Annotated in this window: 19 protein-coding genes; 18 read left to right on the forward strand and 1 reads right to left on the reverse strand. The window is 43.0% G+C overall.

Annotation, left to right across the window (positions count from 1 at the left end):
* Positions 1-177: 177 nt before the first annotated feature.
* The 7 genes from IFU39_RS19660 to IFU39_RS19685 all read left to right on the forward strand — a co-directional run bounded on the left by IFU39_RS19660 (position 178) and on the right by IFU39_RS19685 (position 5,438).
* Positions 178-1,479, forward strand: coding sequence for an ABC transporter substrate-binding protein (locus tag IFU39_RS19660; protein ID WP_192134397.1), 1,302 nt, complete (start codon positions 178-180; stop codon positions 1,477-1,479).
* A gap of 72 nt (positions 1,480-1,551) precedes the next feature.
* On the forward strand, positions 1,552-2,487 hold the full coding sequence (locus IFU39_RS19665) for a carbohydrate ABC transporter permease (protein ID WP_091015158.1): 936 nt from the start codon (positions 1,552-1,554) through the stop codon (positions 2,485-2,487).
* 17 nt (positions 2,488-2,504) lie between these two features.
* Positions 2,505-3,341: a carbohydrate ABC transporter permease gene (locus IFU39_RS19670; protein ID WP_095289351.1), complete on the forward strand. Its 837-nt coding sequence runs from the start codon at positions 2,505-2,507 to the stop codon at positions 3,339-3,341.
* A 235-nt stretch (positions 3,342-3,576) separates the two neighbouring features.
* Positions 3,577-3,732: a hypothetical protein gene (locus tag IFU39_RS32670; protein ID WP_206759573.1), complete on the forward strand. Its 156-nt coding sequence runs from the start codon at positions 3,577-3,579 to the stop codon at positions 3,730-3,732.
* A 160-nt stretch (positions 3,733-3,892) separates the two neighbouring features.
* A complete protein-coding gene (locus IFU39_RS33595; RefSeq protein WP_446740348.1) occupies positions 3,893-4,162 on the forward strand; it encodes a DUF3024 domain-containing protein in 270 nt (89 codons plus the stop codon).
* The gene (locus IFU39_RS19680) at positions 4,153-4,797 is read left to right on the forward strand and encodes a DUF3885 domain-containing protein (RefSeq protein ID WP_192134399.1); all 645 of its coding nucleotides are present in this window, start codon (positions 4,153-4,155) and stop codon (positions 4,795-4,797) included. The genes IFU39_RS33595 and IFU39_RS19680 overlap by 10 nt, the downstream gene beginning before the upstream one ends.
* A 161-nt stretch (positions 4,798-4,958) precedes the next feature.
* Entirely contained in the window at positions 4,959-5,438 is a 480-nt protein-coding gene (locus IFU39_RS19685) for a hypothetical protein (RefSeq protein ID WP_192134401.1), read from the forward strand.
* A gap of 53 nt (positions 5,439-5,491) precedes the next feature.
* On the opposite strand, the gene IFU39_RS19690 is transcribed toward IFU39_RS19685, so the two are convergent.
* Positions 5,492-6,136, reverse strand: a complete 645-nt coding sequence (locus IFU39_RS19690) for a hypothetical protein (RefSeq protein ID WP_192134403.1) — start codon at positions 6,134-6,136, stop codon at positions 5,492-5,494.
* Positions 6,137-6,263: 127 nt separating this feature from the next.
* Between IFU39_RS19690 and IFU39_RS19695 the strand changes: the two genes are divergently transcribed.
* The 11 genes from IFU39_RS19695 (at position 6,264) to IFU39_RS19740 (ending at position 13,939) form a co-directional block, all read left to right on the forward strand.
* Positions 6,264-6,830 carry a histidine phosphatase family protein gene (locus tag IFU39_RS19695; RefSeq protein ID WP_192134405.1) on the forward strand — a complete coding sequence of 189 codons (567 nt, stop codon included), beginning with the start codon at positions 6,264-6,266 and terminating at the stop codon, positions 6,828-6,830.
* Between the two features lie 111 nt (positions 6,831-6,941).
* The gene (locus tag IFU39_RS33005) at positions 6,942-7,133 is read left to right on the forward strand and encodes a hypothetical protein (RefSeq protein WP_244661036.1); all 192 of its coding nucleotides are present in this window, start codon (positions 6,942-6,944) and stop codon (positions 7,131-7,133) included.
* Between the two features lies 1 nt (position 7,134).
* Positions 7,135-7,272 carry a hypothetical protein gene (locus tag IFU39_RS33010; RefSeq protein ID WP_244661037.1) on the forward strand — a complete coding sequence of 46 codons (138 nt, stop codon included), beginning with the start codon at positions 7,135-7,137 and terminating at the stop codon, positions 7,270-7,272.
* Positions 7,273-7,302: 30 nt separating this feature from the next.
* The gene (locus IFU39_RS19705) at positions 7,303-8,028 is read left to right on the forward strand and encodes a hypothetical protein (protein ID WP_105597786.1); all 726 of its coding nucleotides are present in this window, start codon (positions 7,303-7,305) and stop codon (positions 8,026-8,028) included.
* Between the two features lie 177 nt (positions 8,029-8,205).
* Positions 8,206-8,745, forward strand: coding sequence for a hypothetical protein (locus IFU39_RS19710; RefSeq protein WP_192134407.1), 540 nt, complete (start codon positions 8,206-8,208; stop codon positions 8,743-8,745).
* 156 nt (positions 8,746-8,901) lie between these two features.
* Positions 8,902-9,498 (forward strand): chloramphenicol phosphotransferase CPT family protein, encoded by a 597-nt coding sequence (locus IFU39_RS19715; protein WP_192134409.1) that lies wholly within the window; start codon positions 8,902-8,904, stop codon positions 9,496-9,498.
* A gap of 5 nt (positions 9,499-9,503) precedes the next feature.
* Positions 9,504-9,809 (forward strand): hypothetical protein, encoded by a 306-nt coding sequence (locus IFU39_RS19720; RefSeq protein ID WP_149846446.1) that lies wholly within the window; start codon positions 9,504-9,506, stop codon positions 9,807-9,809.
* A 128-nt stretch (positions 9,810-9,937) separates the two neighbouring features.
* On the forward strand, positions 9,938-10,216 hold the full coding sequence (locus IFU39_RS19725) for a hypothetical protein (RefSeq protein ID WP_192134411.1): 279 nt from the start codon (positions 9,938-9,940) through the stop codon (positions 10,214-10,216).
* A gap of 137 nt (positions 10,217-10,353) precedes the next feature.
* Positions 10,354-11,394: an ABC transporter substrate-binding protein gene (locus IFU39_RS19730; RefSeq protein WP_192134413.1), complete on the forward strand. Its 1,041-nt coding sequence runs from the start codon at positions 10,354-10,356 to the stop codon at positions 11,392-11,394.
* A gap of 1 nt (position 11,395) precedes the next feature.
* The gene (locus tag IFU39_RS19735; RefSeq protein WP_192134415.1) at positions 11,396-12,172 is read left to right on the forward strand and encodes an IucA/IucC family C-terminal-domain containing protein; all 777 of its coding nucleotides are present in this window, start codon (positions 11,396-11,398) and stop codon (positions 12,170-12,172) included.
* Between the two features lie 45 nt (positions 12,173-12,217).
* A complete protein-coding gene (locus tag IFU39_RS19740) occupies positions 12,218-13,939 on the forward strand; it encodes a helix-turn-helix domain-containing protein (protein ID WP_192134416.1) in 1,722 nt (573 codons plus the stop codon).
* The last annotated feature ends 68 nt before the right edge of the window (positions 13,940-14,007 follow it).

A 14,007-nucleotide genomic window follows, 5' to 3' on the forward strand; every position in this document is an offset into this window, starting at 1 on the left:
CTTAGTATAACTAGTGGGCTCTTATAACAAATTCACGGCGTTCATCATTTTCTGATTTTAATAGTTCATATCACCAGAGTTGTTAGCGCTTACATAAGTTGTGGATGATCAGAAAATGAAGTGGATCCTATAGGAATCCAAGTTAAACGAATTCATTTAACTTAAGGGGGACTTTGAATGAGGAGATCCAAAAGATTCGCATTTCCAATTCTTGTTTGCTTTCTGGTTATGGTACTACTTGTAACGGCTTGTTCAACGAATGGAGGCTCTAGCGATCAGGCCGGAGAGGGGATTACAACGGTTACGATGTGGCATGGTCTTACCTCAATTGATTTAGATAATATGAATAAAGTCGTGAAGGCATTTGAAGAGAAAAACCCTACGATCAAAATGAATTTGGTTTATACAGAATCCAACGAGGGATCCGATCAGAAGCTGCTTACTGCAGTCGCAGGCGGCAATCCTCCTGACGTTGCACTATTCGACCGTTTTAAGGTCGGTACTTGGGCTGCGCAAGGTTCTCTGACTGACTTATCCTCGATGGCAGCAGAATCCGGAATACGTAAGGAAATGTATTATCCATTTGCATGGGAGGAGTCCAGTTATCAAGGAAAGCTTTATGCAATGCCAATGGATACAGACTCTCGTCTGCTATTTTACAATAAGGATCATTTCACAGAAGTAGGGTTGGATCCCAACAAACCACCACAAACGATCGCCGAGCTTGAAGCGGCCGCTGATAAGTTAACCATCAAGGAAGGTAAACGGTTCAAACGGATCGGGTTCATCCCATGGTATTCGCAAGGCTGGCTGTATACTTGGGGATGGGCATTTGGAGGAGAATTCCAGGATGCTGCCACCGGCAAAATTACCGCAAATGATCCTAAAGTCGTGGAAGCGCTACAATGGATGACCGACTTCGGCAAAAAATACAATGTCGAGGATATTGCGGGATTCACAAGCGCAGCAGGCACGGAGGAAATGGATCCGTTCATTTCTGGTCAAGTCAGCATGAAGATAAGTGGAAACTTTACGGTGAAGGGTATCGAAAAATTTAAGCCGGATTTAAATTACGGTGTTGCACCCATACCGACCCCAACAGGTACTAATTTTACGACATGGTCGGGAGGCGGGTCCGCTATTATCCCTAAAGGCGCCAAGAACGTCGCTGCTGCTTGGAAATTCCTCGAATTCTTAGGGAAAGAAGAAGGGCAAACGTTATTAAACGCTGACTCTCAAATTTCCGTTATTGATTCGGTTAACGACAAATACGGTTACAAAGACGATCCGATTATGAAGGAATTTATTAATATTTTGCCCAATTCACACAACCGCCCAGTTATTCCTGAAGGACAACTGCTGTGGAATGAGTTAGCTTCCGCTACGGAAAAGGCAACCCGCGGTAACGGTACTCCGAAAGAGAACCTGGATAGAGTAACAGAGACTGTTAATAAGGCTTTAGAAAAATACGACAAATAGAGTGCTCGGTAGGCAGGGAGCGAACTCTCTCTCCTTGCCTATTCATGAATGACACTTGGAAGGAGAATGTACATGGTGAAACTGGCCGATCCAGTTCAAGTAAAAGCAATTCCATCGGCAAGTAAACGAGCACTCCACAGAACTAACGCGATTGGGTGGCTGTTTGCTTCACCTTGGGCTATAGGGCTGCTATGCTTTTATGCAATTCCGATGCTAATGTCCATCTACTTCAGCTTCACTACTTACAGCATTCTGCAGCCTGGTGAATTTATCGGAATGAATAATTATAAAGAGCTTTTTCATGATCCTCTATTTTGGAAATCCATATACAACACGATTTATTTTACGGTATTTTTTGTTCCATTAAGTATATTTTTCGGTGTGGCACTCGCTATGATGTTGAATATGAAGGTCAAGGGTATGGCTGTATTCAGAACAATCTTTTTCTTACCTACTCTCGTGCCACAAGTGGCTCTGGCTGTTCTGTGGATGTGGCTGTTACATCCAAACTTCGGATTGGTGAACGGGATGTTAGCGAATATTGGTATCGATGGGCCCGCTTGGCTTGGTGGTGAGTCGTGGTCCAAGCCCTCTCTAATTCTGATGTCGCTTTGGGGTATTGGGCAAGCTGTCGTTATCTACCTTGCTGGATTAGGAGACATCCCTGAGGAGTACTATGAAGCGGCGCAAATTGATGGAGCTAACTGGTTTCAGAAAACGAGAAAGGTAACCTTGCCTTTGCTCACTCCCGTTATTTTCTACAACCTTGTCATGGGAATGATTGGTGCATTCCAACAGTTTACTCTTCCCTATACATTGACCAAAGGGCAAGGAACTCCTGCAAATTCCATGACTTTTTACGTCATGTATTTATATGAGAACGGCTTCAGGTATTTCAAAATGGGTTATGCTTCCGCAATGGCCTGGATCTTATTTATTATCGTTATGGCATTAACCGGAATTATTTTTATTACGTCTAAACGCTGGGTTCATTATCAGGGGAAATAAGGAGGAGGAAGTAAGGGATGAATCCTACCGCTATCAAAAGAATCAATCGTGCCTTAGCCTATGTATGTCTAATTGTTGCTTCTGCATTTTTCATGATTCCGTTCATTTGGCTGCTTTCGACTTCTCTTAAACCACTCACACAAATCTTTACATTCCCACCAGAGTGGATTCCGCGTCCAATTCTGTGGAGTAATTATTCCCGTGCTGTTGAGTATATCCCTTTCTGGACATATCTGAAAAACACGGCGATTATAACTATCGTTAGTACGCTTGGTGTGATCATATCCTGTCCCTTGGTTGCATATAGTTTTGCCAAATTAGAGTACCGTGGGAGAGGTATACTTTTCTTTGTTACCCTTGCTGTTATGATGATCCCCGGACAGGTGACCATGATTCCTCTATTCCTGTTGTTTACTAAATTAGGTTGGGTAGGAACTCCTCTTCCACTGATTGTACCCCAATTTTTTGGAGTGCCCATTTACATTTTTCTGTTGCGGCAGTTTTTCATGGGACTGCCTGATGCCTTGCGCGAAGCGGCCCGCTTAGACGGCGCTAGTGAGTTCCGCATATATTTACAGATCATGTTTCCACTAGCCAAATCCGCCGTATTAGCCGTGGCATTGTTTCAATTTATGGGGAGCTGGACTGATTTCATGGGCCCCTTGCTCTATTTAACCAATGAACCATCTTACACGGTTTCGCTCGGATTGCAGCAATTTCAGAGTCAAAAGGGATCCGAATGGGGTCTATTAATGGCCGTATCCACCTTGATGACATTACCTATTATTGTTTTGTTCTTTTTTCTTCAAAAGACGTTTATTAGCGGCATTACATTTAGCGGTATAAAAGGTTGAACATCATTTGTATCAGCTCCAGCGATACTGAATTTGATTAAACGCAAGGGTGGAAAAAAGTTAATATGCAAATAGGCAGCGATGTGTAAAGCAGAAGCTGCATGGCCGATTGGCATTATGCAGCAGGAGGAAGCGCCACGACGATGAGGTCGCGGCGCTTTTTTGCGTGCATCACGGCGCAGCTATCGTGATGCACCAAGTGTTGCCATCATGCAAGTGTGCTCGTGATGGCAGCATGAGCACCGCGCTAATGCACGCGGTGCAACCTCATGAGGTGCTGCCCATTGGGCGCAGCACCTCATCCAGACGCGGCTTGCCATTGCATAAGCAGCGCTCCGTTTCACCTTTTACAACACTAAAAGCATCATTTAAATCGGAGAAAACAACATGATATAATCAAAGCAAAACGGATCAAGGCAGGAGAGTTAGAGAGCATGGATGATTTTACGAAGAAAGGCATTCAAAAGATTATGGACCATTACACCGAGAAGGCTGTACCCGAGCATGTGTAAAGTCAGATAAAGATTAGTTATAAAATCAGAGGACAACATGTGACGTTGATTGAAGAAAGACAAGCCTTTCAAAGTGATCAATGGGTACAGATGCCGGTAGCACAGTTCAGTTTGGATGAGAAGGCATGGAAAGTGTATTGGCAGGACAGTAAGGCAAGTGGCATTACATCGATGATATCGATCCGAACGGAGATTTTGAAAAACAGCTCAAGATCGTGGACGAAGGTCATAACGGAATGTTCTGGGGTTAATTTTTCGTATATCAAATCGGCAACTATTGAAGAGACGGAGGCCACAGAATGGATCTGAAGACGTACCTGGCAGAGAATTTTCCAAACCTGACCTTAGAACCGCCCCTTTTTTATAATTGGGATGTTGCAATACGATTCGAGCTTGGCAATCCTCTGATGTTTGGAATGAATACGGAGCATTACATGGAACAAGTTTATCATCGATCAATTGAATTATTTAAGGCTCTTCATGATCAAGAAGATGAAGTCCTATTAATAACTCAAGCTTATTTTGCAGATAAGCCTAAACACAAAGTGAAGAAATTGAACCTGTACAGGAAATATATCAAGAAGAAAGGGCCGATTAGAGCCTTGAGCCTTGAGATAATTCCAGGTTTGGATTGTGAATCGGATGACATCCTAGACCCAAGGAACAACATGTATAGGTACTGGACTAAATGTAGAGTTGAGGACTTGAAATATAATCAGTTAATCAAAGCTATATGTAATCATGATGTTGGAATTAAGCCAAAGATTTATCATAGGGTGTATTTCATTAATATAAGTAAGAAAACGATATTTCATATCTATGATGATAGAGGTTGCGATGTTATTTCAGCATCAAGGGAAGCGCTAGTGGATATCTATTCAGAATATAACGATTGGATTCTAGATTATGATCGAGACAGAATTAACAATGTATTTCTAGGATAATGCGGGAAAACCTGAAATTCAATCGATTATAATCCCGAATGGAATGGATGATCGATGATCCAAGACAATATTCTGATGTTGATCGAGCAGGGATAACGTATTATTTGAAACACTGGTTTGAAAAGAACTTAAAGAGTGTCCAGATGTAAGGAGTAAGGATTATGTATAAAAAAGAGAAGGAGTCTATCATCGTTTTGATTGTACTTGCTGTAGTTGTATTCGGAGTTATATGGTACCTAAAAGTAGGCTATCTATTAAAGAAACCGGAGATGCCCGAAGCAAATATTGCAATTCAGACCGAAATGGTCAATGGTGGTGCGATCAGTTTACGAAATGCTGATTACACGGAAAATCAAATCAAGATTGGATATGAAGTGAAAGGATTCAGTTTGGAGGAATATAATATTGCTTATGAGCTTTATCATGACGGACATTTGATTTCAACTTCTGGCTCAACAGGTGGAGGTTTAATAGAACTGAATGAAAAGCATCATTACTTCATTGGTCATGAGAATATAACTGAAATGAATCTTCCTGAATCTATACATCTAAATGTGGAGATTAAAGTGATACCCAATGATTTTAGACAAAAATCGATAACTTCATCATTTGCCGTAAGTCTTGATAAAGAAGTGCAATAGATTGAAGGGAGCAGCTATGTCCGCAAAGGGATGATCGTTGCATCATGAAAACTTTAATCCGGATTATACTTCTCCATGACAGAGTTACGAAATGTTTCGTATTCTGATAACGCTTGTGCAGTGGAGGATTGAGGTACACTATATTGAGTTATCCCTTCAAGGCTGAATTTGCCCAAGTTATCATTGATTAATCCATAATCACCAAAGGTGTTTTTCATCAAGAAAAGCACACTTTTATCACCCTTCTGTAGTTCTACATAGTCATTAACTGTATATTTGACGTCTCCTTCGAGGCTAACGGGTTCAATGATTGTCAATTCGTTCTGATCCGAAGGGAAATCGTCGGGTTTCTTTAATATCTTTTCAATCTTGATGTTTGTATTGGTGTGAAAGGACTGCATGGTTCCATCATCAAATGCAGTAATAACATGCTCTCGATCTCTGAAATCTTCTGTTGCATAACCAATAACGATCAGTTCAGCAAACGCATCCAGCTTATCTATTTCATGAAATATTAAAGAGTTGGCTGAAAGGTTGACGACTTTATGAATGGGCACGTCCGGTTTCGATTGACCATTTACGTAAGCGATTGCACCAGCAGAGATAGCCAATACGAATAAAGAGACTAGAACAACCTTCTTTTTGAAAAAAGACATGATCTCATCCTCTCCGTTAGATTTAACTTCTTTTGAAAGCATCTTGCTTCATTTCTACTATACACATATATATTGTAAATTAAATGTCTAGCAGAATATCAATTCTGAATCCAGAATCAAAATTAAGCGTGACCATAAATTTTGATAGAAGAAATTCAAGGAGGGTCCTATGAAGACCATCGTTTATATGGTAAGGCATGCGGAGTCACCGTATACGGAAGGAACGGAAAGAACGAGGGGGCTTACTCTGGAGGGCAAGATGAATGCAGAACGAATAACGGAAATATTAACGAATGAAGGAATACATTCCATTGTCTCAAGTCCTTATGCCAGGGCTATTCTGACCTTAGAAGGTGTGGCAGCAGCGTTAGAATTAGATATTCAGATCATGGAGGATCTTCGGGAAAGACATTTTTCAGATGATATGATTGCGGATGAAGAGTTCAAGCCTGCTTCGAAGAAGATGTTTGATGACCCGGATTATGCATTGCCAGGAGGCGAGTCGAACACAGTTTGCCAGAATAGAGCAGTGGGCGTGTTGAAACAGATTTTAGAAGAATACATGGGTAAAAAAGTGGCGATCGGCACACACGGACATGTAATGACGTTGATGATGAATTACTTTGATTCGAGTTACGGATTGGATTTTATGAATCAAACCAAGAAACCGGACATTTATCGATTACAATTTGACGAGATGGAATTAGAGAACGTGACAAGGCTATGGGGCGAATAGGGTGAAAGTGAATAGGCTAGAACGCTTGTTCATGATTTTGGTTACAGGTAAAATACAGACATCATTATATATGGAAGGGATTGATTCTATTGACGTTACAAAACTTGTTTCATGAAAAACCAACGAAACTATGGAACGAGAGAATGGTTAAACACGGAGATGAGCTTTTTCACAGAAGAGAGATTACTCATGTCTGATCAAGCCCTGGATACATATTTGCACCAATTAACAGCATTACAAGAAACGAAAGATTCTGAGCGCATGATGAAGGCTGTAGAAGAAGCTGTGGTTAGGTTTAAATGAAATGAATGAGGCCAATGGTTACTTTATTGAAACGATGGAACGTGAAGAATTGGCTGATTTTATAGACAAGGCAGCTAGGCTGGCTGGATTAGACATTGAGGAGGATGAAGATATTACGGAAGAATGGAGAGAGTGGTAAACGGTGTAACAGAAGAGGAGATGGTACCGATTGAATCAACAGGAATATGGCCGCTATTTATTAGCGATGGGTGGAGAAGAATTCAAGCCAGCGGATGATGCTGAAGTTGAAGCAGACCATCTTTACGGATTTTTTCAGTGGTTTATGCCATCGGGAGCAGGCGTTGAACGTGTGTTTGAGCCTATTCCAGACGGTCAGCGTTTTTTGGATAGAATACGTCCGATCTATGAGATGTTGAATCCTGAGGACTTCGCCGGCGAATATGTGCCAGGATATTTCAACGGTGGAAATGAGCCTGCTTCTGAGGCAATGTTGCGTGGTCTGGGGGAGAAGCTGGTTCAAAATTTGAAGAGTCTGTTCTCCATGGTACCGGAAGATGACGAAGCGGCTGACGTAGCAAATGAAGCATTACAAGATTTGGCAAGTCTTACGGAGGTCGTTGTATTACCTACAAGCGAAATTAACAAGCTGGAGCAAAGATTGATTCAAGGCACGGATGAAGAAGATGGAGAGGTCGTTTACGAAGCACTCGGAGAACTCCTCAGTTCGCGCAGTGATTATGATGAAACCATCGAGCTATTAAGCGAAGCGTACTATTCCATCGCTTGCGATTATTGGATATCCTACTACTTGCAGTGGCCCCGCTATCAAGGTCTACAGGAGGCGGAAGACTGCCTGCATCCTTACTTTGAGCTATACCGTTATGGCTATAATCTTCATTGGACTCAAAATAAGCTATTCATCGGCAGACGCTAAAGAATGTTGGGGTTTGAAACTAGTAGTCAAACAGTCATTAGTCAACAAGAGGACAAGGATAAGAAGAATGAAAGAGGAGTAGAAGAAGCAGAACTCCTGGGTAGACATTAGTTAAACGGAGAAATTCTAAGCGCTTAAGGTCATTTGGAATATTCTACCCAACAAGGAGTTACTGGTATGAAGATAGAACCGAATAAAGAGTTTGCTTGTAAGATGGGTATTATGCTCGATAGTAAATTAATCTGGTACAAACACTTTCATCCTTTTTGTGATGACATTATCCTTGAGTACACGAACCCGCCGTTCTGGATCATAGAACTAGCCACGGTGCGTTATCAAGGCAGCGCTATTGAAATCGTTAACAAATATATTCACTCAGAACCTTGTATTACTTACTACAATAGTAAACTTTTCGATCAATACATTGCTTGTTTGTACATAAAGTACGACAGAAGAGAAATATCCTGGGCCAGCTTTCTGCTGGAGTCTGGCCAGTATGCTGACAGTTGTGAAGCTGTGAAAGAGCCTTGTGAATATTTCTTTGAATTATTGACTGAATATGAAGCCGAAGAATTTAACATTGAGGTTGAACATAAACAAAGAGAAGAAATATGGGGTAAGTTTCGGGGCGAAATTCATGAAATGCAGGAGCTCTATGATGTGTTTAGGGAGTATTTTAAACAATATACTATGAAGGAAAGAGAAGCATCAAAATAAAATTTGCATTATGATTTTGTTGAAAAAGTGATTCATCGGACACGTAAATCACTGACAAGGAAGAAATAGAGACCTATTTATTCGATTTTGCTTCTAGGATGTATAACAGCTTATAAGGGAAGGCCTCATGTAATTTTATAGATAAGGGTGATCAATATGGAGCGAGGACTCATTATATTTTTGAACGGTACGTCAAGTTCGGGGAAGACAAGCATTGCGATGGAAATGAAAAATCAGGGAGACATTCCGTTTCATCATCTATCTGTAGATCAATTTTTGCATAATTATGATCAATTTATCGACAATACATACCCAGATATGAATCCAACAAGAGAAGTGGAACACCATGTGATGACCGATATCCTGTTCGACCCCATCAATTCGTTGTACTGTGCAACCATTAAACTGTTTTCGGAGATGGGTCTAAATGTCATCGTGGATACGGTCATCAGCAATGACAAGTGGTTTAACGATTTTTATAATTTACTATCGGATTATCCGATACTGTTTGTAGGCGTGCAGTGCTCGAAAGAAGAACTCACCAGAAGAGAGCAGAGCAGGGGAGATCGCGAGATTGGACTTGCCCATTCCCAGTTCGACTACATCTACTCTTATGATGAATATGATCTGGAAGTGAATACGGAAGAGCTTAGCTCAGCTGCATGTGCGGAAAAGATATTAAGTTATATCAAGTCCGATCAAGAATACTCGGCATTGAAGAAGTTAAGCAGAAGAGAGGTAAAAACATCGTAAAAGTAATGAATTCAAGGCCAAGGCTGGTAGGCTGGCGTTTTGATGATGAGGTTAGGTCGGATCATCCGGAAGACTGGAATTGGATAGAGATCACAATGGTTTTCACAGATGGTTCTAGACGATGGAGCATCTTATATACACCAGAACGTTTGCTAAATAATTTGTCTCGACTGGACATTGACCCACCAGGTCTTCATATGCAGCAACTGATTGTTGTTAGAAGCTATGAAGTGGATGACATTGAGAGAGTGTTGAACGTTTTTGATGAAGAAGATAAATTGATCGAGGCATCAAAGGAATATCCAGAGTAGCTTTGAAATGATGAGTTCTATATAAGATGTGTTAATGCATGTTGGAAGGTTGTCTGATTCTCTATGGAATAGAGAAGGCCCTTCCTCTTTTTGATTTTATAATTTTTGTGGACAAGGAGGGCAACGCAATGAATCCAGAAGACCATATCCAACATATGTTGCAGGTGATCATCGAAAAAACACAATCCATCATTAAGGATAGCAATAAACAATCCCTCGGCTCACTGGAATATTTCCTGGGACATATTTTGGAGTATCGGGATGGACAGCAATACTTGTCTAATGATTGGCATATCCGCACACCGCGCTGGCTGGGGGAGTATGGAAATACACTGGAGGAAGAAGAGCTTCTTTCGGATATCTACCGATTGCAAGCGTACATTGCAGAAAAGTTAAAGGGCGGATAAGTGATTCGTGATGTCGCATTAGTCCGGCTGAAATGTCGCAAAAGTACATGGTAACCCGATACGGAGATCGTATATACTCTCTTTATGTTTCGATAATGAAAATCATTATCACTAGTATACATAAGGGGGATTTACAAATGAAACAAGGAACAAAGGGGCAAGCAGCCGGAACCAAAGGCTATGCTGCTCACAAATCACGATTACTCATGGGCTTGATGTTGGCCCTTATTCTTGTATTGACAGCTTGCGGTGCTGCAACAGGTACAGATAGCGGTAAGCAATCTGCGGCAACACCAGCAGAGACACCTGCGAATGCGGAAACACAGACGGATGGAGCTTTTCCCGTAACGATCAAGGGTATGAAGGGTGACATCACTCTAAACGAAAAACCACAGAGAATTGCAATTCTCGATGTTAAATTTTTGGATCAAATGTTAGCGATCGGTGAGAAGCCAGCAGGTAGTGTTATTGCAGGAGGGAATACCGATTTTCCAGAATATTTAGGAGACCAACCGAATGGCGTAGAAGTTCTGGGTACACGAGACGAGCCGAACCTGGAAGCGATTGTTGCACTCGACCCGGATCTGATCATCATGACTGACTTCCAGGAGAAACAGTATGAAAGTGTAAGCAAAATTGCACCTACCCTCGTACTTGACTTCTACGAAGACTGGCGTGATACGTTAGCTACAGTAGCTCAGATTACAGACAAGAAGGACGAGGCAGAGAAAGTGCGTACAGCGTATGAAGACAAAATTGCCGGGCTGAAGACAAAATTGTCAGAGAAGCTGGGCGATGAAACAGTGGCGATCATTCGTCCACGAAAAGAAGGAATTCGTGTTCACGGTATTGAGCATCGCATCGGTGGTATTATGTACAATGACTTGGGGCTGAAAATGCCTGCTCTTGTACAGGAGATTAATGAAGATGGTTCCGTAGAAATCTCGATGGAAAAGGTGCCTGAGATCGGGGCAGATCGTTATTTTGTGCTGTCGGATGAGCTGTTTGCGGCAGAAGCAGAAGCTATGGTGAGTAATCCCGTGTGGAAGTCCCTGGATGCTGTTAAAAATAACCGCACGTATGATGTGAACTCAACACTTTGGATCGCTTATTATGGACCGCTTGCGATTAATCTGATTGTAGATCAGGCAGCGGAAGCCCTGCTCGGATCGAATTAATATGAACCCATATCTCTCGACAGACTTATGGAAAGAGACGGTAGAGGATCATTCGATTTTGCTTGGTGAGCCGCCTGATCATAGTGTCCGTACCATTGCTTTGAGTGAGTTGCATGACGAAGAGGCGTGTCGAGAGTATATCCGCTGGTTTCAGAATTATATCGATGCGCCTGACATGAAAGTTGCAGCCTCCATGTTGGCCAAGCGGCTTGGCTATCTATGGACGACTCCGCTCGTGACCGCGATGACGTTTCATCATCAGCATGTAACCTTTCAGCTGGAGAACAGTTATCTCTATCATCCGGCGCTCTCAGATCAGGAGGGCGGTACACGGTTTCCTTTTCTAGCGGTGAATGGGCTTCAGGCTGAAGAACTGACTGGAGACAGGAACGTATGGCGGGAAAAAGTGGTCCAGGAGATGTTTGCGGTACAGCTGACACCTTTGTTAAAGACACTTGCTGCGATTGCACCTCTTTCGATGAGCATTCTCTGGGAGAATATTATGGTACGGATTGGCCGACTATTCGCTCCTGATGGAGCCGAGACAGAGCAGGAAAGTAAGATCATCCGAGAGGACTTTTCTTATCTGACGCAGGTGGCATCCGGGGAGGTATTTGGTGAGAGGAAGAATCCGTTAACCCGCTTCACCGATTGTAAGGACAATGTGCATGTTGCCAAAAGTGAGCGGATCACCTGCTGTTTCTATTACCAGATGTCAGGGGAATATTGTCTCAAATGTCCGAAAATTGACAATGAGAAAGAATCTCAATTAAAATGACAACAGCAACAATTTTACCATTGCTATTGTCAGGAGATGAGAGAAATGCCGCTGCAAGAACAGACAAGTCTATGGAGTGATACGACGATCAAGATGCTTGACGGGTATAGCGGTACTTTGCAGACAAGCAGTGTTCTTAGCGAAACCGAATTAACCTCGAATGTATTGCTGCTGGCAATAGGCGGGGAAGGGGAGCTTGCAATGAATGGTGAAGTTTGCCACATTGGAGCTTCTTTTGCTTGTCATGTGGCGAAGGGAACATCCTTTACGCTGACGGCCAGATCAGACGAACTTTATTATATCTTGATTATGTATGAGGCTTCTTCCCTGGAAGGAGCCTCCCATGCGTTGCCCTCGTATCGCAAACATCCGCTGCAAACGTCGTTTATTCAAAATCCTGTGATGCAAGCGGAATGGATTCAGAATGCGGAAAAAATCGTTGCCAAATGGCGCCGCGGCGAAGGGCTGGAACGTTTTCATGCCAATGCGTTGCTCCAGGGGATGATCTACGAACTGATCATGGATTATGAACGTGGTCAAGGCGGAGGAGAGTCCGACATGGTGGATGTTGTCGTGTCCTATATATCATCGCATTATCGCCAGAATCTGGAGCTTAAGGAGCTGGCAGCCCTCGCTGGATGCAGTGTAAGGCAGTTGCAGCGACGATTCAAACAAGAGAAGCAGCTCGGGCCGATGGAGTACGTCATCCAGTTGCGGATGGAGAATGCGTCTAGGATGTTGCTCCATACGGATGCTTCCATTGGGGAAATTGCTGACAAAATGGGCTACCGCGATATGTATTATTTCAGCAGGGCGTTTAAGAAATATTATGGTGTTCCTCCGCTGCGTTATCGACTAGCAGCCGCTTCAGAGCTAGATAAAAACTATGCTCAAGCCTTACTGCGGAATCGCACAGCTTCTTCGTACGAGTCGGCCCAAGGTCCGGTGATCTGCCATATGCGAGGTGAATATCAAGTTACTGAATCACCACAGCGTATTGCCGTACTGGATGTTCAATATGCCGATCATTTGCTCGCGCTTGGGTTGTCTCCAGTAGGAAGTGTAGGATCGGGAAGTGCTGTGGTCAATTTCCCTCAATATATCCGAACAGGACTTCAGGGTACCGAATTACTCGGAACGTATGAGTACCCTGATCTGCTTGCTGTAGAACGATTGTCGCCGGATCTGATTATCTGTACCGAGGTACATGATCAACATGTTGAACGGTTAAGCCGAATTGCTCCAGTAATCATGTTTAAACGTAATGAGAGCTGGCAGACTATTCTGAGTCTGTTCGGTGAACTGACAGGCAAGCGAGCAGAGGCCAAGCGTATACTTGCGGATTATCATCGACGTACTGCTTTGCTGTCCGAAGAACTGGCTCCGGTACTGGCAGGCAAGAGCGTGGCACTAATTCGTCCGCTGGACTCTCTCGTTCGTGTACATTCTGCCGCTCATCGTACAGGCGCTGTGCTGTACCGTGATCTGGGTCTGCCTGTTCCAATATTTGTAGCAGATACAGACGACACAGCCTATCATATTTCGATTGATAGATTACCAGCTGTCCAAGCCAGCCACTACTTTCTGCTTAGCAATGAACTCATGCAGGAGGGAATATCCACGACAGAGCAACGTATTCGGGGGATGCTTGATAAGGATGAGCGACAGCACATACATTCGGTAGATGCCGCGACATGGATTGGCTGTTATGGGCCGATGGGGATCAATGGCATTGTGGATCAGATTGAGCAGGCGTTGTTGGGGTGAGGGGCAGTTGCTGGTGCTAGCCCGCTTGAAGCGAAAGATGGTACGTTCACCTTTTAAAAAATTGATAT

This window comes from Paenibacillus sp. CFBP 13594 (assembly GCF_014842675.1).
Classification (GTDB): Bacteria; Bacillota; Bacilli; order Paenibacillales; family Paenibacillaceae; genus Paenibacillus; species Paenibacillus amylolyticus_B.

Excerpts from the sequence above, each read along its gene's own strand:
- IFU39_RS19660 (WP_192134397.1), top strand. The coding sequence starts at position 178 with ATGAGGAGATCCAAAAGATTCGCATTTCCAATTCTTGTTTGCTTTCTG.
- IFU39_RS19665 (WP_091015158.1), top strand. The coding sequence starts at position 1,552 with ATGGTGAAACTGGCCGATCCAGTTCAAGTAAAAGCAATTCCATCGGCA.
- IFU39_RS19670 (WP_095289351.1), top strand. The coding sequence starts at position 2,505 with ATGAATCCTACCGCTATCAAAAGAATCAATCGTGCCTTAGCCTATGTA.
- IFU39_RS32670 (WP_206759573.1), top strand. The coding sequence starts at position 3,577 with ATGAGCACCGCGCTAATGCACGCGGTGCAACCTCATGAGGTGCTGCCC.
- IFU39_RS19680 (WP_192134399.1), top strand. The coding sequence starts at position 4,153 with ATGGATCTGAAGACGTACCTGGCAGAGAATTTTCCAAACCTGACCTTA.
- IFU39_RS19685 (WP_192134401.1), top strand. The coding sequence starts at position 4,959 with ATGTATAAAAAAGAGAAGGAGTCTATCATCGTTTTGATTGTACTTGCT.
- IFU39_RS19690 (WP_192134403.1), bottom strand. The coding sequence starts at position 6,136 with ATGCTTTCAAAAGAAGTTAAATCTAACGGAGAGGATGAGATCATGTCT.
- IFU39_RS19695 (WP_192134405.1), top strand. The coding sequence starts at position 6,264 with ATGAAGACCATCGTTTATATGGTAAGGCATGCGGAGTCACCGTATACG.
- IFU39_RS33005 (WP_244661036.1), top strand. The coding sequence starts at position 6,942 with ATGAAAAACCAACGAAACTATGGAACGAGAGAATGGTTAAACACGGAG.
- IFU39_RS33010 (WP_244661037.1), top strand. The coding sequence starts at position 7,135 with ATGAATGAGGCCAATGGTTACTTTATTGAAACGATGGAACGTGAAGAA.
- IFU39_RS19710 (WP_192134407.1), top strand. The coding sequence starts at position 8,206 with ATGAAGATAGAACCGAATAAAGAGTTTGCTTGTAAGATGGGTATTATG.
- IFU39_RS19715 (WP_192134409.1), top strand. The coding sequence starts at position 8,902 with ATGGAGCGAGGACTCATTATATTTTTGAACGGTACGTCAAGTTCGGGG.
- IFU39_RS19720 (WP_149846446.1), top strand. The coding sequence starts at position 9,504 with ATGAATTCAAGGCCAAGGCTGGTAGGCTGGCGTTTTGATGATGAGGTT.
- IFU39_RS19725 (WP_192134411.1), top strand. The coding sequence starts at position 9,938 with ATGAATCCAGAAGACCATATCCAACATATGTTGCAGGTGATCATCGAA.
- IFU39_RS19730 (WP_192134413.1), top strand. The coding sequence starts at position 10,354 with ATGAAACAAGGAACAAAGGGGCAAGCAGCCGGAACCAAAGGCTATGCT.
- IFU39_RS19735 (WP_192134415.1), top strand. The coding sequence starts at position 11,396 with ATGAACCCATATCTCTCGACAGACTTATGGAAAGAGACGGTAGAGGAT.
- IFU39_RS19740 (WP_192134416.1), top strand. The coding sequence starts at position 12,218 with ATGCCGCTGCAAGAACAGACAAGTCTATGGAGTGATACGACGATCAAG.